Below are 23,032 nucleotides of genomic sequence, written 5' to 3'. Positions count from 1 at the left end.
ATGTGCGGGTTCGACACTTGATCCCGTTGGGGAAGGGGGGTGTGGCTCCGCACGTTGGTTTGGAGCCACGCAATGTCCGGTACCTTCAGTCGAGGAACGCACATCGCTGGGAGGAAGGCGGGGAAGATACGTTAGCGTTTCTCTTGTGTCACCAAGTTGCCTCTGTGAGCGTTTTAAGGAAGAGGCCATCAAAGGCCTCTTCCTCTTGGTGATTGCTTTGGCCGCGCTTAGAGCGATGCCGTAATGCAAGAGCGGCTAGGAGACTGCGCCGCAGAACCAGCATCATAAAGAATTTGCTGCTGGTTACACGCCGCATAGTTGAGCGCTTGCATCGGGTCAGCCGTCTGACCGGTCATGTAGGAGGTGAAAGCCTCCTGCTGAACGGCCAGCATCTCGGCATATTTTGGGTGATGCCAGAAATCACGCGAACGGCCTGGTTCAAGCATGTACTTGTAGGCACGGTTCCATGGGTTGATGTCATCGAACCCGTCGGCCGTCAGTGTCGGACGATCTGCTGGGTTACCGCCACGGCGAGCGAACTCGAGAGCTGTCTCAGGCAGGTACCACCAGTTCATGAAGTCGATGGCAACGCGCATCTTTTCTTCATCGTTGAAGGCGTTGATCACCCAAGGCTGACCACCCATCGTGTAGATCCGGTCAGCAGCATCACCGGTACCGTGCTTAGGCGGTGCAACGACCATAACCTGGTCATTGGCTTTCATTTCTTCGGTGATCATTGCCAGGCCAACCGCTGCCCACTGGAAGCAGGAGAACACCTTGCCGGTTGTGAACACATCAATCTGCTCAGCGATGCCAAAGTTGGTGGCGCCTGGTGGCTGATATTGCAGCCAGTCTTTCATCTGCGTCATCGCCATGGCGTTGATGTCAGAGTTCAAGATCCCTTCAACCTGACCGGTCGAGGCATCCCAAATGTCGCCGCCTTGGCTGAACATGAACGGATAGAGATAGCAGGTCACGAAATCGTAGACCCGGCTATACTGCATTGCCGTGCCCCACATTTCTTCATCAGGGCGGTTGAAGTGATCAGCGACTTTTTCAAAGTCGGTCATCGTGAGGTCTTCAAAGTCCTCAAAGGTCTGCGGGAGCGGCATTCCGTACTTCTCTTGGAACGCGGCTTTTTCTGCCTCGTCGTGCAGCATATCCTTGCGGATGAACAGCGCAATCGTGTCGCCTTCCTGCGGCAAACCCCAGATATTCTCGGTGCCGTCTGGATAGGCCATGTAGGTGTCGATGACAGTCTGCGAGTACCAGTCGATATCGAGACCAGGATTGGCGGCGATCACGTCATTGAGCTGCAAAATCCAGCCCGGCTCGGCCAAAGCACCAATCCATTGGCTGTCAGAAATGATGATGTTGAACTCTTGGCTTCGTGTCGCCAGCGACGTGGCCGCCCGCTGGAAGAGATCGGAGAAGGGAGCTTCGGCAAAGGCAAACTCAACTTCATAGCCAAAACGCTCACGCACATAGTCATTGAACAGCGGTGTCATCGCCACGGACAAGGATGAAGGCAGCCAGCCTGCGATACCCAAGATGTTCATATCGATTTTCTGGCCCGTCAGCGGGTGCGCTTCAGTGGCAAAGGCGCGGCTCGTTATTGGCATCGACATGGCAGCGGCAGCTGTCGCTGCCCCGATGCCTTTCAGCACGTCACGGCGCGGCATCATGAGCCCGCTAGGGCGTTTGGTGTAGTTTGTCATCAAGAGTCCTCCCTGGGTGTTGTCGTTGTCACCACCCACGCGTTGCGCGGCTGGCGTTTCTTGGACTGAACTTGGATGTCATCGCGCAGGTGTTTGGGTGCGCGGTGCAATCATCATACGAAAGATTGGCGGACTTCGAAGCCTCCCGGGGCGCTTTGAAAGTAGCGCTTTTCGGCATCGTCCACTACGTTGCAAAACCTCCAACGCTGGCCATTCACTCTAACATGTGACACAATTCTACTCATGCTGACAAATGTCAACCGAAAAGCCTCACCTCGCGCTGACCGCCTCCAATCGAGTGGTCAATCGCCGACTCGTTCGGTGTTGCCAGTCCCAGCACGTTTCCGTGGAGACCCGGCCATCTGGGCTGCTTGGTTGTATTATCGCGAGAACATGACGCAGGCTGACATCGGCAAAGCTATGGGTGTCTCGCGCGCGACAGTGAACGCCTACATTGCCGATGCGCGCGAGCGCGGTGTGGTCAGTGTTCGCATCGAACCTGGCTGGCTAAGCTCTATCGAGCTATCGGGACAACTGGCTGATGCCTTTGGTTTGGAGGGCGCCACAGTTGTTCCAACACCTCAGCCATCAGCCACCAAAGCTGCGATCTCCGAACGCATTGGTCGTGCGGGTGCCGAGCTGCTCAGTTCAAAACTGTCTGCTGGAGATGTCGTCGCCGTGGCTTGGGGGCGGACCGTTCTCGCCCTGGCTGAGGAGATGGGTGACCCTGGATTGGAAGACTTGACCGTCGCACAGCTGACGGGCGGTACGACATCTACCTTTGACTTTTCGCCTGAGTTTTGTGCCTCTGTGCTCGCCGAAAGACTGAGCGCGCGTTGTTTGTTGGTGACAGCACCGGCTGTCGTGAGTTCGCCTGAGGTGCGGACCATTTTGATGAATGAACCAATCCTTGCGCAGCAGTTTCATACGCTCAAGCACACCAATGTGGCCGTGTTCGGGATCTGCACCACCCATGATGACAGTCTCATCTTTAGCGCCGGAATTCTAAAACCAGGAACCTTGCCGCGCGGCCCTGGCGGCGATGCCGTTGCAGTCGTGGCCGGTCGATGCATCGACCCAGATGGCGAGGCCATCATTGACGCTCAAGATGCTCGCATTGTCGGCTTGCCTCTCGACGAGCTTCGGCGCGTGTCTTGTCGTATCGCTGTCGCAGGCGGACCGGACAAGCCGGAAGCGATCAAAGCTGTTTTGCGTGGTGGCTATGCGACCCACCTCGTCACCGATGAGAAAACAGCAAGGGCGCTTCTGGAACACGAGTGACCCAGTGTCGAGCAGTCCGGCAAGAAACCCAACAAAATCAACACTGGGAGGATAACCTTTGAATCTGGCAACCCAAGACAAGACCCCCAAGGTCAAAAAGCTGCTCAACGATGCCGACCAGGCTGTCGACGAAATGTTGGAGGGCATTGTGCTCGCCCATCCGGAGCACCTGACGGTCTCGTCGGAAAACAATCGGGCAATCATTGCCAAAGACGGTCCAAGACCAGGCAAGGTTGGTCTGGTGATCGGCGGCGGGTCGGGCCACGAACCGACTTTTCTTGGGTTTGTTGGACGCGGCCTCGCAGATGCGGCGGCGATCGGAAATGTTTTCGCTTCACCTCCACCTGACCCAATAATCGCATGCGCGAATGCCGCATCCGGTGGTGAAGGGGTGCTGTTCATGTATGGCAACTACGCCGGTGATGTCATGAACTTCGATATGGCTGCTGAGATGCTAGCGATGGATGACATTGAGGCGCGCACTGTTCTCACCACCGATGACATCGCGGTCGAAGACCTTGAGCGACGCCGCGGTGTTGCCGGGAACTTCTTCATCTTCAAGGCCGCTGGAGCGGCGTGCGACACGATGATGTCCTTTGATGAGTGCGAGCGCATTGCCCGCAAAGCGAATGCACAGACCTACACCATGGGTGTTGGTTTGACGGCTTGCTCTCTACCGCAGACACGGGTTCCCGGTTTTGATCTGGGGGCTGAGGAAATGGAAATCGGTCTTGGGATTCATGGCGAGCCGGGCGTAAGGCGTGGACCACTTGCGAGCGCTGATGCGGTCACTGATGAGATTGTCGACAAAATTCTTGCTGAGATGGACCCGGAACCAGGCGAGAAGGTTGCAGTCCTGGTGAACTCGCTGGGCGCAACGCCGCTTATGGAGCTGTACATCGTCAACCGGCGCTTGTCGCAGCGCTTGAAAGACCGGCAGATCGATGTTCACGCCACTTGGGTCGGACCCTATTGCACATCCATGGATATGGCGGGCATGTCGATCACACTGCACCGGCTCGATGGCGAATTGCAGGCCATGCTCGATCATCCGTGTGACTGCGCCATGTTCCGCGCTGGTTGACCGCAGTCCAAAACCTCCCTTTGCACCTCATTGAATCGAACACATAGGAGGCCGCGCGTGGCCACTCTCAACGGCGGCGATATTGCCGATCTCTTCCACACGCTTGCAGCGATGATTGAGCGCGAGAAAGACCATCTCAGTGCGCTGGATGGTGTCATTGGTGATGGCGACCATGGGGTTACCATGTCGATAGGCTTCCAAGCTGTCGATAAAGCGCTCGCCTCGAACGAGAGCGCGGCAGCACCATCGGATGTTTTCATGCTTGCCGCGAGAACCTTTCTCAACGCTGTTGGAGCATCAGCTGGTCCGCTTTACGCAACCGGCTTCATGCGCGCAGCCGCCTCGACAAAAGGCAAGGATGCGTTGACTGCCGACGATGTGGCCGATGTTATCGGCGCAATTGCCGAGGGCATCGTCCACCGAGGCAAGGCAGAAGTCGGTCAGAAAACGATGGTCGATGCTTGGCAACCAGCCGCCGAGGCAGCTCTCGCAGCCAAGGGCTCTGCGTCACTGGCCAGTGTTGGCCAAGCTGCAGCAAAGGCTGCCAAAGATGGTGCAGAAGCAACGGCAGCTATGACGGCGGGAAAAGGGCGATCGGCCAATCTGGGAGAGCGTGCAGTAGGGCATGTTGATCCCGGTGCCGCGTCGGCCGCCTTGTTGCTTGAGACCTTGGCCCAATGGGCTGGCGACAAAGACCAGTAGTGGCCGGCGCTGATTGCTAGACCTTGGCGTCTTGCACCCCATACCCTTTCAAGCTGCGTCGCGTATCGTCGATCTGTTCCTCGGAAAGGATATGTGGTTCGCCGATGAGCGAAGCCAAATGATACTGACGCGCGATGGTCTCAAGTTCACTGGCGCGCCACATGGCTTGTTCAAGACCCATACCCGTCGCCACCATGCCGTGATTGGCCATAAGACAAGCACTGCGTCCCTCGAGCGCGGCCATCACATGGTCTGCAAGTTCGCGCGAACCGAAGGTCGCATAGCCTGAGACGGGAACATCCATGCCGCCAAAAGCGGCAATCATGTAGTGGCAAGCAGGTATCGGTTTGCGCAGGATCGCAAGTGCCGTCGCATAAGGGGGGTGAGCATGCACCACCGCCGTAACATCCTCGCGGTTCTTCAAGGCGAGCCAGTGAAAGCGCCATTCGCTTGAGGGCTTGAGCGGCCCGTCCCATGTTTCGGGCATGCCGCCCGACAGGTCGATGGCTGCAATCATATCCGGGGTCATGGCTGCGTACTGGGTTGCCGATGGCGAAATCAGCATCCGGTCTTCGTACTGAACCGAGACGTTGCCCGATGTGCCTTGGTTCAAGCCGATGGCGTTCATCTCCAGGCAAGCCTCGATGATATCTTGTCGGACGTTGCTTTCTGTAGCCATTCGGCGATCTCCTCTTTGATCTCACTGTTTCATAGCAAAAATACAATTGCAAATTAGAAGTAGACATTTGCAAAGTAGCGAACTATCTGACGTTGCGTGGCTGACATAGGTCTCATCAACAGCATCGTCGTCGGTCTGGTGTAGCGAGGCATTGCGCGTGAGCAAGCAGGAACAGTTCGACCTTTTCATCATCGGCGGTGGAATTAATGGGTGCGGTATTGCTCGCGATGCAGCAGGACGTGGCCTGTCGGTGTGTTTGGCTGAGATGAACGACATAGGTGGCGCGACATCGTCAGCGTCCACCAAACTGTTCCATGGCGGATTGAGATACTTGGAGTATTTCGAGTTCTCTCTTGTTCGCCACGCGTTGAAAGAGCGTGAGACGCTGCTCAAAGCGATGCCGCACATCTCATGGCCGATGCGGTTTGTTCTGCCCTACCACCCAGACATGCGCTTCGAAAACACCACGCCGACATCGCGGCTTTTGAACATGGTTATGCCGTGGTTGAAGCATCGGCGACCGTCATGGCTTATTCGGTTCGGCCTTTTCCTTTACGATCATCTTGGTGGGCGCAAAGTCTTGCCTGGTACCCGATCACTCACGCTTGAAGGTAGACCGGAGGGCGTGCCGCTCGATGCCAAGTTCAAGCACGCATTTGAGTATTCTGATTGTTGGGTGGAGGACAATCGCCTTGTCGTGCTCAACGCCCGTGATGCCCAAATCCTAGGGGCGCAAGTCTTACCGCGCACCCAGGTGACGCGTGCTGCGCGCGTGGGTGGCGGTTGGGAGGTGACACTGCGTGATCAGCATGATCGATCAGAAACAGTGCGCGCCAAGACCCTGATTAACGCTGCGGGTCCGTGGGCGGGTGACATCATTCAAAACGTGGTGGGTCTAAACTCGTCAGAGAACGTACGTCTCGTTCGCGGCAGCCACATCGTCACCAAGAAGCTCTACGACCACGACAAGTGCTACTTCTTCCAGGGCGAGGATGGTCGGATCATCTTCGCGATCCCTTATGAAGGAGACTTCACCCTGATCGGCACCACAGACGCTGATCATAGCGACCCTAGTGTCCAGCCGGTATGCACAGACGAAGAGCGCGATTATCTGATCGCCTTCATCAACACGTTCTTGAAAGCACCAATCACGACCGATGATGTCGTTTGGTCCTATTCAGGCGTGCGTCCGCTCTATGATGACGGCGCGGCGTCAGCGTCTGCTGCCACACGAGACTACGTCTTGACCGTGGATTCAAACGGTCCGCCAGTGCTGAATGTTTTTGGCGGCAAAATCACCACCTACCGCTGCTTGGCAGAAGATGTGTTGGAGAAATTGGGCGATCATCTCGATGTCTCCGCCCCATGGACCGCAGGCGTTCCATTACCAGGTGGTGATTTCCCGATCGATGGCGTGAGCGCACAAATTGACAGCCTCACCCGCCGATACGGTTTCCTAACGGAGAGTTGGGCACGTCGATTGGTCCGAGCCTATGGAACGGAGGCGAGTGAAGTGTTGGGCGGTGCCAATACAGCAAGTGATCTCGGTCGCTCCTTTGGGGCAACGCTAACTGAAGCTGAAGTGCGTTGGCTGATGGAGCATGAATTTGCCAGTTCCGTCGATGATGTGGTTTGGCGGCGCAGCAAGCTAGGCTTGCGGATGACCCAAACAGAAATCGATGCTCTCGCTAGATGGATGGCCAACGCCGAGATCAATATAGCGGCTGAGTAAAGATGACCGATCGGGCGCTCAAGAGCGTTCCGCTTCCAAGCGTCCCACCAAGCATACGATCAGCTTTAGGACGCAATCTGGCCAGCGAACCATGCGTGCCGGAGTGGGTCTAGATCAGTGACAAAAACAAGATCTGCCGCAAGTGAGCTTCACTCTAATGGCCGCCACGCGCGATGGCCGCTTTCGTTTCAGCGTCAAACAGGTGAACGAAGTCGATCATCGGTTCCAATTGAATGGCGCCTTCGGGCTCCCATCCCAGCCGTTCGCGCGAGATCGTACAGATCTCTTGGCCGGCAAGATCAGCATAGATGTGGGTTTCAGGGCCGGTAGGTTCGACCACGTTGATCTTGGCCTCAATACCCGTGCCATTGCTGGAGTGACTTAGGTGTTCGGGACGAACGCCGTAAAGCACCTTCTGCCCCTCTCGCACATCCATATCGCTGGGAATCGGCAAAGCTAGCCCTCTGGTCCCAACAACCGGAGCACCATCTTTCTTATCCACCACACCTTCAATGATGTTCATTCCAGGCGCCCCAATAAACTGCGCAACAAACAGGTTGGCGGGGCTGTCATAGACTTCAAGCGGTGTTCCCACCTGCTCAATGTTTCCATCGCGCATGATCACAACGGTATCCGCCATCGTCATCGCTTCGATCTGGTCGTGCGTAACGTAAACCGTTGTTGTCTTCAGTTTCTGGTGCAGCTCTTTGATTTCAGTGCGCATTTGAACACGCAACTTGGCGTCTAGATTGGACAGAGGCTCGTCGAACAGAAAAACATCGGGATTGCGAACGATGGCCCGACCCATGGCAACACGCTGGCGTTGCCCGCCCGACAGTGCCTTCGGGCGCCGTTCAAGATAGTCCTCAAGTGAGAGGATTTTGGCGGCCCAGTTCACGCGTTCATCGATAACGGCTTTGTCCATCTTTTTCAGTGTCATCGAAAACGCCATGTTTTCGCGCACAGACATATGCGCGTAGAGCGCATAGTTCTGGAAAACCATTGCAATGTTGCGATCTTTGGGGTGGACGCCGTTCATCAGACGGCCGCCGATCGAAACCTCGCCCCCAGTGATCTCTTCAAGCCCTGCGAGCATCCGCAGAAGCGTGGACTTACCGCAGCCCGATGGGCCCAGAAGAACAACAAACTTGCCGTCTTCAATGTCGAGATTGATCCCGTGCAGCACTTCAAGCCCGCTGTAGGATTTCACGATGTTTTCGAATGTCACTGATGCCACAGACTTGATCCTTCCAGGTGGGCCTTAGCTCGCGCCCTGCTGTGCGCTTAAAATGCGGTTGCCGATTTCTACGAAACCAGCCCCTCCGCGAGAGGGGGTAATATATTTGGGCAGAGCATCCATCTTGCCGAGGAAATCAGACACATTGGCCACCCCGCAGGCGTAGGGAAAATATCCAAACATCGGCGCGTCATTGGGGCTGTCGCCGCAATAGATGAAGCGGTCGCGCGCAGCCTCAAGGTCGATGTTAAACTCTTCGGCCAGGAAGCGTTTGGTCATGGTGAGCTTATCCCAATCCCCGAACCAGCCGTTCACATGGATGGATGATACTTTCGCGATGGCACCAGCCGCTTTGAAGTGCGCCACGATGCGGTCGATCTGATCTTCTGGAAGCGGTGGAACATCCTCACAAAAATCAATCGCCAGATCAGCCTCTCGATATTGCTGATCGGAGGCAAGCGCAGCCCCTGGAACGTCGGCCAAGATTTGCTCCGCCAGTGCGGTCAGTTTTGCCCGGTTTTCTACCCTCGTTGCGCCGTCCATATTCAAAACACGATGCATTTTTCGAGCCTTGCGATCGTAACGCATGGCCAGCGCACCATTCTCTCCAACGATGCCTGCAACCGGCCAGAACCGAGCAATCATATCGCACCAGCCAGCAGGGCGCCCGGTGATCGGGATCACCAAGAGTCCAGCGGCTGTCAACCGTTCAAGCATCGCATAGGCATCGGCAGGAAGCTGGCCGTCGGTGGTGATGGTGTCATCGATATCCGTCAGAACACCAAGGAGCCCACCAGCAACCGAGCTGGGAAGATCGCTGATAGCCGCCATGTCTTTGAAGGGGACCTCTAGGACCGTCATTCGTTCGCAAAGCTCCACATACGGGTGTTCCAGTCAGACAGCGTTGGCCAGAGATCATCGTAAACGGCCCGCAGCTTCTGATACCGTGCAACACTCTCAGCGATCGGCTTGGTTTCCGTCAGCTCAGTTTGTGTCATAGCCTGCGCTGCATCACTCACGGTCGCAAACCAACCGGTACCTTTGGCTGCGCAAATCGCAGCGCCAAGGGCCGATGCTTCAGCGACGTCGGCTCGGCTAACGGGGATATCTGTCGCATCAGCAACGATTTGCAGGAGAAGGGGTGATGCTGCGCCTCCTCCAATGGCGATGATCTGATCAATCTGCGCGCCGTTCACCTTGACCGCCATCTCCAGCGCAAAGGCCTGGTCGAGCGCCAGCCCTTCCAACAGAGCGCGGTAAACGTCACCGCGCTTGGATGAGCCCGACAGACCTGCGATCACGCCCCGCGCTTTGGCGTCCCAATGGGGGGTCATGGAACCCTGCCAGAACGGCAGAACCGCCACCCCACCAGCACCGATCGTAGAGGCGCTCGCTTCTGCTTCAAGCTCCGCCAAGCTAGCGCCGCCGGCCAATTCCCGCTGGAACCAATCGATCAGAAACGTGCCGGACTTAAGCACCGTCTCAAAAATGTAGCCATCATCAGCAACGGCTGTTTCGGTTCGAAATGCTTGGTCGTGGCCGTAGCTTGGCGAATAAACCCCTGCCACCACTGCAGTGCCCAGGTTCATGTACGCAATGCCCGGTTGGGTCGCACCAGCGCCCGTGGCAGCGCATTGGCCGTCGCCACCACCGCTGATCAGAACCGTGCCCGCTAAAAGCCCTGTGGTGTCGGCTGCCTCGGCGGTGATCTGCCCAATCGGTGTGCCTGGCCGAGCGAGACGCGGCATGATCGCGTGCGGCACGCCAGCCGCGGCAAGCAGCGTCTCGGACCAGTCCAGCGCCTGGGCGTCTAACATGCCTGAAGGGTCTGCTGACGCGGTGGAGGTGACCCATTCGCCGGTCAGTTTTTTCGATAGGAAGCCGTGGACATCGGAGTAACGCTCGGTGCTCGCGAAGATGTCTGGCTGATGTTTCGATAGCCAGATCAAGCGCACAATCGGCAAGAGCACGTCGATCGGTTTGCCGCATATCCTGCGTAGCGTCTCCGGTCCGACATGTTCAGCCAGCTGCTCTGCTTCTTCATGGCCGCGTTCGTCGAGCCAGACGATAGCCGGCCGCACAGGTGTTCCATCGTCTCGAAAGACACCAAAGGTTTCCCTTTGGTTTGAGATCGACACCGCCGCCACGCGCGCCGGGTCTACTTCGGCCAAAAGCTGTCGCAAGGCACTGACGGTTGATGCCCACCAATCGCCTGGCTCTTGCTCAAAGGCGCCCGGTGTTGGATTGGCAATGGGGATCGCCTCCCGCCCTTCTGCGACCAACACACCGGACTTGGTCCAGGCCGTTGCTTTCGTCGCAGTGGTCGATGAGTTGATGCCAATGACCAGATCTTTGTGCATACGTGTCAGGTCCTGAAGGTGGCATCGCCCAGCTTGCCGGGCGATGCCTTAGAGGAATTAGCGCAGACCTGCGTCCGCCGTTGCCGTGTCAACCAGTCTTGCGATCTGGTCAGCACAGGCTTGGGCATTGCCGTCATACTCCTGGCCGGTCAGCAGCTTGCCAAGCTCGGTTGGGATCTCGTTCGACGAGAGGCCCGCCCAGAGTGGCATGTCTGGCTCCGACGCGATGTAATTCTCGATTGTTTCAAGAACAATCGGGAGGTGCCGCGTGGTACCCGAGCCCACAACCGCCTTCTCCAGAACGCGTGGATCGGCAAAGGACGAGTTGCGCATTGGCGCAAACCCGCCACCAAGTGTCAGCTGAACCATCATCTCTTTCGAGCAGACCCATTGCATGAACAGCCAAGCTGCATCAGGGTTGCGCGAATAGCGAGACAGCGCAATCGACGAACCACCTTGGTGTGCCCAATCGGGGATCTCACCATAGCCAGCTTCAGCCCGCGGACGCAGCGTGTGCGGCCCAATCAGCGGCAGAGTCATTTCCCAAAGACCCTTCACCGGGCTGTCGTCCGCATCCAAGCCTGGGAAGAATTCATCCCAAGACTGGACCATGGCGACCTGGCCGGCGTGCATCATTTGGAACTGACCATCCCAGGTGCTCTCAAGCGATGAGGCAGGCGCGTTGCGCAGCAACTCCTGATACCACTGGAGACCAGCGACACCTTCGGCATCATTGCCCGAGAACGTGCCGTCGGCACGGAAGATCGAGCCGCCATGACCCCAGACAGCCTGGCTCCAGTCGCACTCAAGCGAGTAGTGGCCAGAACGTGCCTGCAAGCCGGTGCCATAGATGCCATTCTCACGCTCAGCTTCGGTGATGAACTGCACCGCAGCGGTGAACTCTTCATAGGTGCGTGGCACCTCGATCCCGTGTTTTTCCAGGATGTCGCGGCGGTACATGAAGTTGAAGATCGGGATATCAAACGGGATACCGACCCATTTGTCGCCGATCTTCGAGATCCCTTCGACCAGAGGCTGAGAGAAGTCATCAAAGTCGAAGTCCGGCATCGCAAGGTCCGGCTTCTCATTGTAGTACTCAACCGGATCAATGGTGTCGCGAGCGAATGTCGCATGCCAAGCCTGATCAAGATAGTAGAGGTCGTAGGTACCCAGCTCGCCTTGCACGTCCTGCGTCGCTTTGGCCAAAACCTGCTCAAGCGGCACAATTTCGATTTCGACTTCGATACCGGTCAGTTCTGTGAATTCGCCTTTGAGTTCATTGGCCACCACGGTTGGTGGCGTCGCCTCAGACGTGTAGCGAATTGTCGTACCGGCAAAAGGGCGGCCCGCTTCACGCAGGAAGTCTCTCATGGCCTCGGGCGTGGTGGCATGGGCCGGACTCAGGCCGAGCAGCCCATTGCGGCGACCGCCGCCGAGCATCGATGCGCCGAAGGCGGAGAAACCGATGCCGGCCATCCCCATCTTCCGCAAAAAATCGCGCTTTGTGATCTGGCGATTGGTGAACGCATTGGCAGTGTCGATGATGAACTGCTGCTTTTTGTGGTTTTTAAAACTCATTGTTTGTTTCCTCCTAGATGGATTGGAATCCCTACTCTCTTTCTTGCTTTTGTCCTTTCTCAGTCCTTGATTGCTCCCATGGTGAGACCGCGCACAAGATGCCGCTGCACCAACAGAATGAAGATGAAGCTGGGCAGCATCGCGGACGTACCAAGAGCCGAAATGAAGCCCCATTCCGACCCGGTAGACGTGACGAATGTTGTGATTTTGACCGGCAGTGTCCGGATTTCGCTGGTCAGGAAGAGCGACAAGAGGAACTCTGTCCATGAAAAGACGAAACACAGAACCGCTGTAGCCGCCACACCGCCTTTGACCATCGGCAGAACCACCAAACGAAAGCTCTGCCAGCGTGTTGCGCCGTCAATCATTGCCGCTTGATCGACGTCCTTCGGTACGTCATCGAGGAAAGACTTAAGCAGCAAGACCGCGATCGGCAGGTTGATCAAGGTATGGACCAAGATCAGCCCAAAGTGCGTGTCACGCAGCCCAAGATCACGGAACATGAAAACCAACGGCACGATGATAGCAATCGGCGGCAAGAACCGGTGTGAGAGAATCCAGTTCAGGTACAGCTGGTTCCCTCGAAACGCCAAGCGAGACAGCGCATAGGCTGCGCCCAAGCCAACGAAGATGGTTAGGATGGTTGAGCCGACCGCAATGACGATGCTGTCGAAGATGGTCTTGCGCCCATCAAAGCTGTTCTCCCCCCCAGTACCCATGGTCGTGCCCGAGCCAGTGGTACCCCCTGAGAGGGCGGACGGGCTGTGTCCAAGAACCGTGACGCGGTAATTGTCGAGCGTTGGCTCGAAATCAAACACAACAACCTCTTCGCGATTGAAGATCGCGCTTGTTGGCTTAATCGACGTCAAGCCCCACCAGAAAATCGGGAACATGAAGACGGCCGTGATAAAGATCGCGGCGGCGTAGCGCAGGATCACAAGGTACAGTGGGGTACGCATCAGAACCTCACCTTGAAGACTTTGATGAAGACATTGGCCGTGATGATCACCAACACCAGAGTCAGGATCGCGACCGCTGAAGCGTATGGAAAGTTGGCCGATCCAAAGTAAATCTTGCCGGCGTAGGCGGTCAGGGTCTCGGTTGCTGTCCCAGGGCCGCCATCGGTCATGACCTTGACGTAGTCGTACACTCGGAACAGATCGATGCCGCGGATCAGCACCGCAATGGCGATGATCTTGGAAAGCATCGGCAAGGTGAGGCGCGTGAACGCCTGCCAAGCATTCGCGCCATCAATGGCAGCCGCTTCGAAGGGGTCTTTAGGAAGTGCACGCAATCCTGCCAGCATGATCAACACCATGAAAGGCGTCCATTGCCACGTGTCGGCGACCATGATGGCCCAAAGCGCTGTCGATCCGGTCGCCAGCAGCGGTGAATCCGACGACAAGAGGCCAATGTCCTGCAAGGTTCGGCTGATGACGCCAAAGCTGTTATTGTACATCAATAGGAACATCATACCGGTGACCGCAGGTGGCACCACGAGCGGCAATGTCATGAGCGCTCGCATTAGCCCAAAGCCGCGCCGTTCACTGTCCAGCAAAAGGGCGATGGCCAATCCCAAAGCAAGCTGGATGATGATCGCGACGCTGGTGTACATGTACGTGACAGCAATCGCGTCCCAAACCCGCTCATCGGCAAACACACGACTCCAGTTCCATTCCGGGTTGAACTGGTTCTCCCGTGTGACTGGGTGGCGCCTATGGAGCGATAGCCAAACCGCATAGAGGATGGGGTAGAGACCGAAGACGATAAGTGTTGCCGTCGTCGGAAAAACCCATGGGAAAGGGTGCTCTGACGTCAGCCAGCGCGGCATCGTCCACAGTTTGCGGCTTTCGTGTCGGTCGGTGCTGGAAACCGTCGCCTCAGTCATACACGCAGCCGCCTAATATGTCTGCCGCGTGGGCGTTATGCAGATCTCTTGGATCAATGCGTTCTGTGGCATTTGATAGGCGTGGAGCATGATTTCAGACACATGCTCAGGCCCAATGCCGCCGCCCATTTTGACTTTGTTGTCTTTGTAGGCAGCCAGCGTGCTTTCATCGAGCACGCCTGAAAGAATCTCGGTTTCGATGACCCCTGGTGAGAGAACAATCACGCGCACATCATAGTTGGCCAGGTACTCGCGAATGCTCTCTGAAACGGCGTGGACAAAGTATTTTGTGCCGCAATAGACCGTGTGATCGGGATAAACCTTCCGCCCTGCGATTGATGACATCATGAAGATGGTGCCGGTGCGGCGTTCCATCATGTCATTCATGACCGCATGGATCGTGTTCATCGCGCCCTTGGTGTTGATATCAATCATCTCGTCCCACTCTTCAGGTGGCTGACGACCAATATCGGCCAGGCGCGCAATGCCGGCATTCACGAACATCATGTCGGTTGGGCCATAGACGGCTTCGGCGTCTTGGACTGCGGCTTTGATGGCGGCCCGATCCCGCACATCCACCTCACGGCAGATCACATTAGGCAGACCCATCGCCTCCATCTTGTCGATGCGACGCGCCATCATAAGAACCGGGTGGCCCGCGGCCGAAAAAGTGCGGGCGACGGCTTCGCCGATGCCGGAGCTTGCTCCGGTCACCGCTACAAGCGGTTTATCCGTCATGTTTCCTCCCATGCGCCCTTTCTTTGCGAGCGCGATAGCTATTGGTTATTCGGCGGTTGCCTTAGGTTTCCTCCTCGGCAAATGCCTCAAGCATGCCCGACCCTGTCGCGATGTCCATGAACGAAAATCGGTTGCGCATCTCATGATTGTGGCGGACGGCCTCACGATAGAAATCGGTAGCCAGTCCCAGTTCTTCGGCTGTTGTTGGCGCGCCGGCGGCTTTCAGCATGGCGCGCATATCCTCGACCGGAATGGTGAAGGCTCGCAGCTCAGATCGAAGTGTGGGCCAAATCTGTTCCATTTTTTCATTAAATGAGGCAGCGGTCTCGGACGTAAAGGCCTTCTTGCGCCATTCGGCTGCACATTCTTTAGAAATGGCATCGCCCATGCGTCGTGCCATGTCGGCCTCATCAATATGTGTGGCCGCGACACGTGGCGGTGTTTCGCTGGCAAGAAAACCTTGCTGAAGACGAGCCATGGTCAGCGAAGCCACACCCACCTGTTGGCCGTGCAGTGTACCGGGATGCCGATCTCCGGCGAAGCAATCAATGTAGTGCGAAATCTGGTGCTCACCCATCGACCCGTGGTTTGAGACACCGGTGAAGGAAATGCCGAGGCCACAAAGCGTCAGCACGCGATAAAGGCTGGCTATCGCTTCAATGTCGCCCTTAGGCAAAAGCCCGGCGCGGCTGTTCAAAATGCGCTCATCCTCTTCCTGGATGAGATAAGGCGATGACCAGTAGTCGCTGCCCAGCATCCGGTGCGACATCCACCAGTCAACCTGCGCAACGGACCGAGCCATGCAGTCAGCGAACCCTGCAGCGGCTAGAAAGGGGGGAGCTGCCGCGGAGACTTCTAGATCAACAAAGAAGCCCTTTGGTGCTTGCGCGGGGAGCGAAACTTTCAGGCCAGATGGTGTGTTCATCGAGGCCGTCGACGATGTGTAGCCATTCATCGACGCCGCCGTTCCAAAGACACAATAGCCGCGCCCCTGTTCCTTGGTGGCGTATTTGCACAAATCATTGATGGTGCCAGAGCCAACAGCGATCACCGCCTCGTACGGCGCGATCTGATCTTTGAGCGTTGCCACGGTCGCTAGGTCTGCGTGTGGGTGGTCAAGCACGATTGTATCAACCGGCCCAAGCGAACGGATGTTTTTGGCCACCCGGCCACCAAGCGCATCATGGGTCGACGCATCGCAGACGACGGCAAACGTCTTCCCAAGATTGAGAGAGTTGACGAGATCGGCCTCCATCCCGTCGAGCGACCGTTCAAAGACGATGCGTTCGTAGTCGACCGGCACGACCTTCCCAAGCTCCGGGTTGAACCATTTGTCAGCGACGATCTCGTCGATCAGCGACGTCCATTTCCCGGTGATGCCGGGGGTATCAGAAATATGTACGTCAGCAGCCGACATAGCTATGCTCCAAACCCTGCTTTCAAATGTAATTATAAGCTTTGCAAATGTAAATCAAGCGAATATCCTACAGGCAAGCCCGACGACGCGATGTGTTGACGTTTGGCGGTATCATGCAAATAAACGGCGCGATGACTGATCAGCACTCTGAGACCGGAGTAGAACCGAGCAAACCCGCTGTCCCGTCTGAGTTTTCAGACCTCATGGTGTGGGCGGCTTGGCTCTATTTTGTCGACGCAATGACGCAAAGCGATGTGGCCAAGACCATCGGCGTGAGCCGCGTCACCGTCATCAAACTGCTGAACGAGGCCAAAGACAGAGGCCTTGTGAACATCAAGATCAATCCCACGGTGGCTTCACGTGTGGAGACATCGCGCGCGCTTGCCAAAGCTTTTGAGCTGAACTCCGCTTTTGTCATTCCAGACAATCCCAATCGCGCGCTTGTCGAGCGACTTGGTGATGCGGGGGCCTATCTTTTGCAGAACGGCCTCCAAGCTGGCGATGTCATCGGGGTTGCCTGGGGGCGAACCGTGTTGGCCGCCATCCGCAATCTCAATCTCGAACAACCGATCGACAACCTCACCGTGGTTCAGGTTGCGGCCAGTCCCAATGGATTGTCGGCGGATTTTTCTCCCGAGCTTTGTGTATCGCTTTGCGCAAACAATCTTGGGGCGCGAAGCGTCAGCCTGATGGCGCCAGCGATGCTCTCGACCCCAGAGCTCAAAGCGATGCTGCTCAATGAACCATCGATCCGCAAGCAGATGAGCGTGATCCGCTCAGCCAACAAAGTGTTATTCGGGGTTGGGGAGCTGACCAATGAGGGCACTGTCTACACCAGCGAATTGCACAGCACAGAGACACTCGATGGCATGGTTCAATCAGGCGCTGTTGGCGTTGTTTCAGGACGTTTCCTGGCAACCGACGGAAGTGAGATGCCTGGCCCAAAGCATGACCGGATGCTCGGGCTTTCGATCGAAGAACTGCTTGGTATCCCGCAACGTATCTGTGTTGCAGGTGGGCTCGGCAAAAGGGACGCAATTCTGGCGGCCCTTCGCGGCGGGTTGGTCACCGATCTGGTCATTGATTTAACAACAGCACAGGCGCTCTTGGCGGAAATGCCGGCACAACGGTGAGCGCCTAGTTTGCTCAGCTTGCCGCAATCTCGCAACCGCATGAAGGACTCATCCTCTGCGGGCGAGAGCGGTCCTATTGGCTGTACTTCGCATCCACTTCGTTGATAGCCCGCACATTGCCCGCTGATCGACCCTCTGGGTCAAAGGATGCTGCCAAAAAAGCCTCTGCAATGTCTTTGGCCAGTTCCGCACCGATGACCCGTGCGCCCATGGTGATGATCTGAGCGTTGTTGGATGTCGCAGCTTTGCCCGCCGAATAGGTGTCGTGGCACTGCGCAGCGCGAATACCAGGTATTTTGTTCGCCGCGATCTGGACGCCGATGCCGGTACCACACACCAAGATCGCCCGGTCATACGTGCCCGCCATGACGGCGGAGGCCACACGGTCTGACAGGTTGGCATAAAACGGGTCGGGTCCATCAGACGTACGTGAAATCTCGTCTACAGTGAAGGATGCGCTCAGATGGTCGGCGAGCGTTTTGGCGAGCGCTTCGCCTGCGCTGTCACCGGCGATGGCAATTTTCATGAAATGTCCTTTCCAGAATTAGAGAACGGCTGAGCACCGTTTGAGAATGTCGAGATAACCCTCCACGGCCCAGGCCGAGCGACCAATGAACAGGCCGTCTATGTTGGGTTGCTGGATGAGTGAAGCGCAATTGTCTGGGTTGACCGAACCGCCATAAAGGCAAGGCAGACGCACACCAGCAACCGAGCGTGCAATCTGTGCAATCTCGCCTTGGCGTGCATCGGCGTAGTCTGGTGAGGCGGGCATACCGCCATCACCAATGGCCCAAACCGGCTCGTAGGCAAACAAGATAGGCGCACAAAGTTGATCCGGTGGGAGAGGGTCAAGAGCAGCACGCACTTGCGTTTCGAGCACCTCGCTTGCGCGGCCGGCCTCGCGATCGTCCAACGTCTCACCAATGCAGATGAGGGGGATCAAACCATGGCGCACCGCCGCCTCCACTTTGAGACCAACGGTTTCATTGGTTTCGCCAAAATGTGCCCGACGCTCCGAGTGTCCAAGTTCAACAACATCCAACCCGCAGTCGCTCAGCATCACAGGCGAGATCTCGCCTGTCCAAGCGCCAGCATCAGCCCAATGCATGTTTTGTGCGCCGACTTTGACCGACGTATCGGCCAGCATGGTTTTGACCTCACGCACCGATGTGAAGGGTGGGATGATGAACCTTTGAATGCGTGAATCAGCGCCGTCATCGGCATCTGCAAGCGCGGAAGCAAACATCTGCGCTTCGGCAAGCGTCTTGTTCATTTTCCAGCTCGTTCCGATCCACACGGTGTTGTTGGTCATGGTTGGTCTGTCTCCGTGTCAGCAGTTGTAAGCGTGATCCCAGCGTCAGTAAGCAACGCGCATTGATCCGCTTTGGGTGCAGTGTCGGTGATGATGGCATCGAACTGCGAGAGGTCACTGAGCTTGTAAAGTGCGGTGTGCCCAAAGCGAGCGCTGTTCACGATGAGCATTCGGGCGGCTGCCGCGCGCATCATGGCCTGCTTGGTGCGTACGACATCATCATCCATATGGAACACCGAAAGCTCCGCCACAGCTGGCGATGACAGGAAAGCAAGGTCGGCGCGAAGCCCAGTCAACGCATCCTCAGTCGCTTTGCCAAGGTAAGCGTTGAACTTGGAGGAGTAGATACCGCCCAACGCGATGAGCGTGATGCCCGCTTCACCCCGCAGCGTATCAAGGATCGCAACATTGTTGGTGATGATCGTGAGAGGCCGCTTATCAACAGCCTGACGACCTAGGACGGCAGCGGTTGAACCATCATCGATCATGATCGTCATGCCCGGCTCGATCAACGCCGAAGCTGCACGCGCAATGGCGGCCTTCGCTTCACCGCCTTGACGCTCGCGCAATTGGAAATGGCTTTCAAACCGGGTGCCAGCTTCGATAGTCGCACCACCGCGGATTTTCCGCAGCAAACCCGCCTCTTCCAACTGATCGAGGTCGCGGTGGATCGTCATCTTCGACACCGCGAAGCTTTCCGCAAGGTCGGTCAGATCCACGGCGCCATCGGCAACGACCTGGTCGATAATCATACGTTGGCGGTCGTGCGGCTTCATTTGGTTCCCGGTAGTCTTGGAAATATCACATAAAAAATAACAAATTTTGTGTCAATTAGTGTTGTTTTGTGATTTTCAACGGAGCGCGAGGACAGCAACCGATCTGGAAAAATCTGCCATGGAAACAGTGCAACTACCCGGTGATGAGGAAAATCCGTCTTCTATCAAAATAGAAAGTATGGGGACCTTTCTTGCCCGCTGGGCAAACAAGGATGCTGGTCGCCAAGCCTTAGCCTCGCTGGTCGAAGCCATTGCGTATGCTGCTGTTCCTCTGGCTGGGCGTTTGGCGCTTGGTCGCTTGCCTGGCGATCCGGCCGCGCACGTTGGCTCCAACCTCTCTGGTGATCATCAGAAAGCCATTGATGTTGGGGCACACGACCACTACGCAACGCTGCTCAGAGCTGCGAATGTTGCGCGCTTGCTGTCCGAGGAGGCCGATGCTGTCGAGACGCTAGACCCAAATGGTGCCTTCGATGTCGCCATGGACCCAATCGATGGGTCAGCGGGCATCAGTATTAGCGCACCTTTGGGTGTTCTGTTCTGCATTTTCCCCTCGCAGGGTGACTTCACCAGCCGATCAGGGCGCGAGATTGTCGCCGCCGGTTACGTTCTTCTTGGGCACACAATCGATGCTGGCTTTAGCGTCGGTGATGGCGTCGCAATCGCCACTTGGAATCGACATACCGGCGATTTTCATATGGACGCCGAGTGGGTGACGGTGCCGACTGATACGGCCACAGTTGCTTTTAATGCCGCCAAAGCGTGGCGTTGGTCGAAGGGGCTTCAAGACTACGTCGCCGATACCATGGCAGGCCCAGATGGGCCACGCGGGCGTGAGTTCAACATGCGTTGGGTCGCCTCAGCGGTCGCCGATGTCCATCGCATCCTGCGGGGTGGTGGTGTTTTTCTTTATCCAGCTGATAGCCGACCGGGCTTTGAAAACGGCTTTTTGAGGCTTGCCTATGAAGCTTTTCCCATAGCTTACTTGATGGAGCAGGCAGGAGCGGCAGCAACGAACGGCAAAAAAGACATTCTCGATCTCATCCCTGCTGATCCTCATGCACGCACGCCTCTTGCGTTCGGCAGCCGCGACGAGATCAAAGCCCTTCAGCGCTATCTATGAGGCCAGTACAACAAGGCGTCGCAGATTATACGCCGCAACACTAAACCCGCAGCGCTTCTGCCCCGCTGTCGATATGAGGCGCCCAAAACGCAACGCTTTGCGCGATGTCCGGGACCACTTGCCGGTCAGCCGGTTCGCGTTCTTTGAAAGACAGTTCCAAACAGATCTCATTGTCCACCGCGCCGCCGCGTTGAAGCGCCTCCAGCAGAGGTTTGGGCTGTACGCGACCCTTGGCATTGTATTCTGTTGTGAAAGGCCTGTGGCCGGACTTATCCATCAGTGATTGCTTGATGTGGATGATCGGACTGACCTTTGGAAACTGTTCGGCCCAGGCATAGGGGTCGGTGTCGTCTGGGTCAGCTGAGGTGACGTCCCCATGGTCAATATCTGCCATCATCCAGAGTGGCACGGCCAAGTCGGCGCCATCAATGCGTCCTTGGAGCGCTTTACAGGCTGCGATGGTCTCACCGAACTCCCGGCCTACGCTCATCGGTTCCCAAAACAGATAGTCTAAGCCCGCCGCCTTGGCATGCTCGGCGACCTCGGCCCAGCAGTCGAGCGCGATATCGATCAGCGTCTCGCGCCGGGCAAGATCATCAAAGTCACGGAAGGTAAAAATCGCGAACTGCGTCCCGACGGACGTCGCACCAAGATCGCCAACAATGTCCGCAAAAGTCTTGAACCAGTCCACATAGTAGCGGCGCACGTCTCGGTCAGGGTGGCCAAAATGGTTGAGGCGGCCATAGGGGCCCGTCATGCCGCTTGTGACGCGCGCACCTGTGCGCTCTAGGGCGCGATCCATCTGACGCGTCAACCGACGAATGACCGGCGCTGGCCAGCTTGGGTTGATGAACTCATGGGTTAGCTGAATATCGCGAATTCTGATATCGCGCGCGATCGTCTCTATGAGGTCATCGGGTTCGGCAAAGCGATTGACCAGCGGATTGGTGTTAAGCGACAGGCGGAGCGCCATCACGTAGTCTCCGGGGATAGGTTTGGCCAGCGTTGCACGCTGCTGCCGATGGTAGGGAGATATTCAGTCACGGTTGTGCTCCATCGGTCCAAAGCGCTTGCTAGGAAATGATTGACGCTGAAAAGAGCGGCGCACACGATAGCGGCGACCGTTCTGGCTAACGTAACCCGAGCCGCGTATCAGAGAGCATATCGCTCATCGATCAGCTGGTTGGGCTTGTTCGCCTCAAGTGGAACTGCAACATACACACCTGGATTTGTCTGGAAACCCCACTGCTGGCGGTCCTCGGCCGATGAGCGGCTTGCGCTATCATTGCCACGCGATCCAGGGGTGCGCATATCCAGGATATTGCTCCGATGGTGGATTGGATAGATATTTCAATTATATCAATGACATAGATGCAGGCGTGTGCACTTGGTGTGCAAAGCGAAACCAAGTTCTGGCGCACCCCATCACGTCTTGGACAGTTGCCCTCACTCAGGCAAGTCGTGAAGATTTCCCCCTGCGATGGTCGTGATCCCGGCGGTCGCGAAAGCGAGCCAAAACCCAGTATGCTCTGAGTTGCACTTTCAAGGCGCCGCTAAGGTGCCTCCTGCTGCTCGGGCGAAGTCACATAACCTCTGCCTGCCGCTTCAAGCAGCGGTGAGCGGATCGCGCCGCGCACCCGTTCGCTCTGCTCTATCACGCTGCGCCACCGCGTGCCTTGCTCCATCGCCACGGAGATTCCCAACGGTGTGATTTCGATCTTTTTCAGAAGCGCTAGAACGGCTGCAAGCGATGATCCGGTGCTCACCACATCGTCCACCACCAGTACCTTGCGGCCCTGCAGCAAGGGAACCATGCGTGGATCAAGGTAGATGGTCTTGCCACTGTCCGGCGATGTAACAGACCGCATCGGATGCGACAGCGCGTCGGTGTACCAGAACTTACGCGATGTTCCCAAAGGTACCAGCCGCTGGTGGCCAAGTCTCCGGGCGACCGCATTGGCCAGCGGCAAGCCAAGTGTTGGCACACCGACGACGACATCGGGGGCTTCTGCACACCACTGCTGCGCCATGATATCGGCTAGCGCGTCTTCAACCTCAAAGGAGGCCTGATTGATGATCAGTGACGCCAGCGCGCCACCACCAGAACCAGGAAGTTTTCGCAAAGGCAGCAGCAGTTGCCTTCCATCTGGTAGGCTCGCCGGATAGGCATCGTGATAGAGCGTGTCGGGCGCAGATGGATATGTGCCCGGTTCATCAAGCCGTTGCCAAAACGCATGCGGTGCCAGGCGGGGGGGCATGCTCATCGACAACCTC

Annotated in this window: 21 protein-coding genes; 6 read left to right on the top strand and 15 right to left on the bottom strand. The window is 56.9% G+C overall.

Features of this window, described 5'->3' with window-relative positions; all coding sequences use genetic code 11:
• Positions 1-227: 227 nt before the first annotated feature.
• On the bottom strand, positions 228-1,718 hold the full coding sequence (locus ABWH92_RS17220) for an ABC transporter substrate-binding protein (protein WP_375570479.1): 1,491 nt from the start codon (positions 1,716-1,718) through the stop codon (positions 228-230).
• Positions 1,719-2,111: 393 nt separating this feature from the next.
• Between ABWH92_RS17220 and ABWH92_RS17215 the strand changes: the two genes are divergently transcribed.
• The 3 genes from ABWH92_RS17215 to dhaL all read left to right on the top strand — a co-directional run bounded on the left by ABWH92_RS17215 (position 2,112) and on the right by dhaL (position 4,785).
• Positions 2,112-2,999, top strand: a complete 888-nt coding sequence (locus ABWH92_RS17215) for a sugar-binding transcriptional regulator (protein ID WP_375570477.1) — start codon at positions 2,112-2,114, stop codon at positions 2,997-2,999.
• 133 nt (positions 3,000-3,132) lie between these two features.
• Entirely contained in the window at positions 3,133-4,083 is a 951-nt protein-coding gene (locus tag ABWH92_RS17210) for a dihydroxyacetone kinase subunit DhaK (RefSeq protein WP_375574279.1), read from the top strand.
• A gap of 57 nt (positions 4,084-4,140) precedes the next feature.
• Positions 4,141-4,785, top strand: a complete 645-nt coding sequence (gene dhaL / locus ABWH92_RS17205) for a dihydroxyacetone kinase subunit DhaL (RefSeq protein ID WP_375570475.1) — start codon at positions 4,141-4,143, stop codon at positions 4,783-4,785.
• A gap of 16 nt (positions 4,786-4,801) precedes the next feature.
• Here the strand turns inward: dhaL and ABWH92_RS17200 are convergent, their stop codons facing one another.
• Positions 4,802-5,464, bottom strand: a complete 663-nt coding sequence (locus ABWH92_RS17200; RefSeq protein ID WP_375570473.1) for a class II aldolase/adducin family protein — start codon at positions 5,462-5,464, stop codon at positions 4,802-4,804.
• Between the two features lie 157 nt (positions 5,465-5,621).
• Between ABWH92_RS17200 and glpD the strand changes: the two genes are divergently transcribed.
• A complete protein-coding gene (gene glpD / locus ABWH92_RS17195; RefSeq protein ID WP_375570471.1) occupies positions 5,622-7,196 on the top strand; it encodes a glycerol-3-phosphate dehydrogenase in 1,575 nt (524 codons plus the stop codon).
• Between the two features lie 154 nt (positions 7,197-7,350).
• Here the strand turns inward: glpD and ABWH92_RS17190 are convergent, their stop codons facing one another.
• The 8 genes from ABWH92_RS17190 to ABWH92_RS17155 all read right to left on the bottom strand — a co-directional run bounded on the left by ABWH92_RS17190 (position 7,351) and on the right by ABWH92_RS17155 (position 16,414).
• A complete protein-coding gene (locus ABWH92_RS17190; protein ID WP_375570469.1) occupies positions 7,351-8,433 on the bottom strand; it encodes an ABC transporter ATP-binding protein in 1,083 nt (360 codons plus the stop codon).
• Positions 8,434-8,457: 24 nt separating this feature from the next.
• Complete coding sequence (locus tag ABWH92_RS17185; protein ID WP_375570467.1) at positions 8,458-9,294, bottom strand: HAD-IIB family hydrolase; 837 nt, start codon at positions 9,292-9,294, stop codon at positions 8,458-8,460.
• A complete protein-coding gene (locus ABWH92_RS17180) occupies positions 9,291-10,793 on the bottom strand; it encodes an FGGY-family carbohydrate kinase (RefSeq protein ID WP_375570465.1) in 1,503 nt (500 codons plus the stop codon). The genes ABWH92_RS17185 and ABWH92_RS17180 overlap by 4 nt, the downstream gene beginning before the upstream one ends.
• A gap of 57 nt (positions 10,794-10,850) precedes the next feature.
• Positions 10,851-12,371: an ABC transporter substrate-binding protein gene (locus ABWH92_RS17175; protein ID WP_375570463.1), complete on the bottom strand. Its 1,521-nt coding sequence runs from the start codon at positions 12,369-12,371 to the stop codon at positions 10,851-10,853.
• Between the two features lie 59 nt (positions 12,372-12,430).
• Positions 12,431-13,330, bottom strand: a complete 900-nt coding sequence (locus ABWH92_RS17170; protein ID WP_375570461.1) for a carbohydrate ABC transporter permease — start codon at positions 13,328-13,330, stop codon at positions 12,431-12,433.
• Positions 13,330-14,259 (bottom strand): carbohydrate ABC transporter permease, encoded by a 930-nt coding sequence (locus ABWH92_RS17165; protein ID WP_375570459.1) that lies wholly within the window; start codon positions 14,257-14,259, stop codon positions 13,330-13,332. Before ABWH92_RS17165 ends, ABWH92_RS17170 begins: the two co-directional genes overlap by 1 nt.
• A gap of 12 nt (positions 14,260-14,271) precedes the next feature.
• Positions 14,272-14,997: an SDR family oxidoreductase gene (locus ABWH92_RS17160; protein ID WP_375570457.1), complete on the bottom strand. Its 726-nt coding sequence runs from the start codon at positions 14,995-14,997 to the stop codon at positions 14,272-14,274.
• A gap of 61 nt (positions 14,998-15,058) precedes the next feature.
• Positions 15,059-16,414, bottom strand: a complete 1,356-nt coding sequence (locus tag ABWH92_RS17155; protein ID WP_375570455.1) for an iron-containing alcohol dehydrogenase — start codon at positions 16,412-16,414, stop codon at positions 15,059-15,061.
• Between the two features lie 131 nt (positions 16,415-16,545).
• Here ABWH92_RS17155 and ABWH92_RS17150 point away from each other — a divergent pair, with 131 nt between their 5' ends.
• Positions 16,546-17,547, top strand: coding sequence for a sugar-binding transcriptional regulator (locus ABWH92_RS17150; protein ID WP_375570453.1), 1,002 nt, complete (start codon positions 16,546-16,548; stop codon positions 17,545-17,547).
• Between the two features lie 73 nt (positions 17,548-17,620).
• Here the strand turns inward: ABWH92_RS17150 and ABWH92_RS17145 are convergent, their stop codons facing one another.
• From ABWH92_RS17145 to ABWH92_RS17135, 3 genes are read right to left on the bottom strand one after another with little or no spacing between them, the layout of a single operon-like run.
• Positions 17,621-18,073 carry an RpiB/LacA/LacB family sugar-phosphate isomerase gene (locus ABWH92_RS17145; protein ID WP_375570451.1) on the bottom strand — a complete coding sequence of 151 codons (453 nt, stop codon included), beginning with the start codon at positions 18,071-18,073 and terminating at the stop codon, positions 17,621-17,623.
• 18 nt (positions 18,074-18,091) lie between these two features.
• Positions 18,092-18,859: a triose-phosphate isomerase gene (locus ABWH92_RS17140; RefSeq protein ID WP_375570449.1), complete on the bottom strand. Its 768-nt coding sequence runs from the start codon at positions 18,857-18,859 to the stop codon at positions 18,092-18,094.
• On the bottom strand, positions 18,856-19,635 hold the full coding sequence (locus ABWH92_RS17135; RefSeq protein WP_375570447.1) for a DeoR/GlpR family DNA-binding transcription regulator: 780 nt from the start codon (positions 19,633-19,635) through the stop codon (positions 18,856-18,858). Before ABWH92_RS17135 ends, ABWH92_RS17140 begins: the two co-directional genes overlap by 4 nt.
• Before the next feature lie 118 nt (positions 19,636-19,753).
• On the opposite strand from ABWH92_RS17135, the gene ABWH92_RS17130 reads away from it, so the two are divergent.
• Positions 19,754-20,758, top strand: a complete 1,005-nt coding sequence (locus tag ABWH92_RS17130; RefSeq protein WP_375570445.1) for a class 1 fructose-bisphosphatase — start codon at positions 19,754-19,756, stop codon at positions 20,756-20,758.
• A 40-nt stretch (positions 20,759-20,798) separates the two neighbouring features.
• Here ABWH92_RS17130 and ABWH92_RS17125 read toward each other — a convergent pair whose 3' ends face one another.
• Positions 20,799-21,731: a sugar phosphate isomerase/epimerase family protein gene (locus tag ABWH92_RS17125; protein ID WP_375570443.1), complete on the bottom strand. Its 933-nt coding sequence runs from the start codon at positions 21,729-21,731 to the stop codon at positions 20,799-20,801.
• Between the two features lie 580 nt (positions 21,732-22,311).
• On the bottom strand, positions 22,312-23,022 hold the full coding sequence (locus tag ABWH92_RS17120; protein WP_375570441.1) for a phosphoribosyltransferase: 711 nt from the start codon (positions 23,020-23,022) through the stop codon (positions 22,312-22,314).
• Positions 23,023-23,032 lie beyond the last annotated feature (10 nt).

Origin of the sequence: Ahrensia marina, from assembly GCF_042140245.1 — a bacterium.
Taxonomy (GTDB): domain Bacteria; phylum Pseudomonadota; class Alphaproteobacteria; order Rhizobiales; family MH13; genus MH13.
This window is presented reverse-complemented; position numbering and strand designations above follow the sequence as displayed.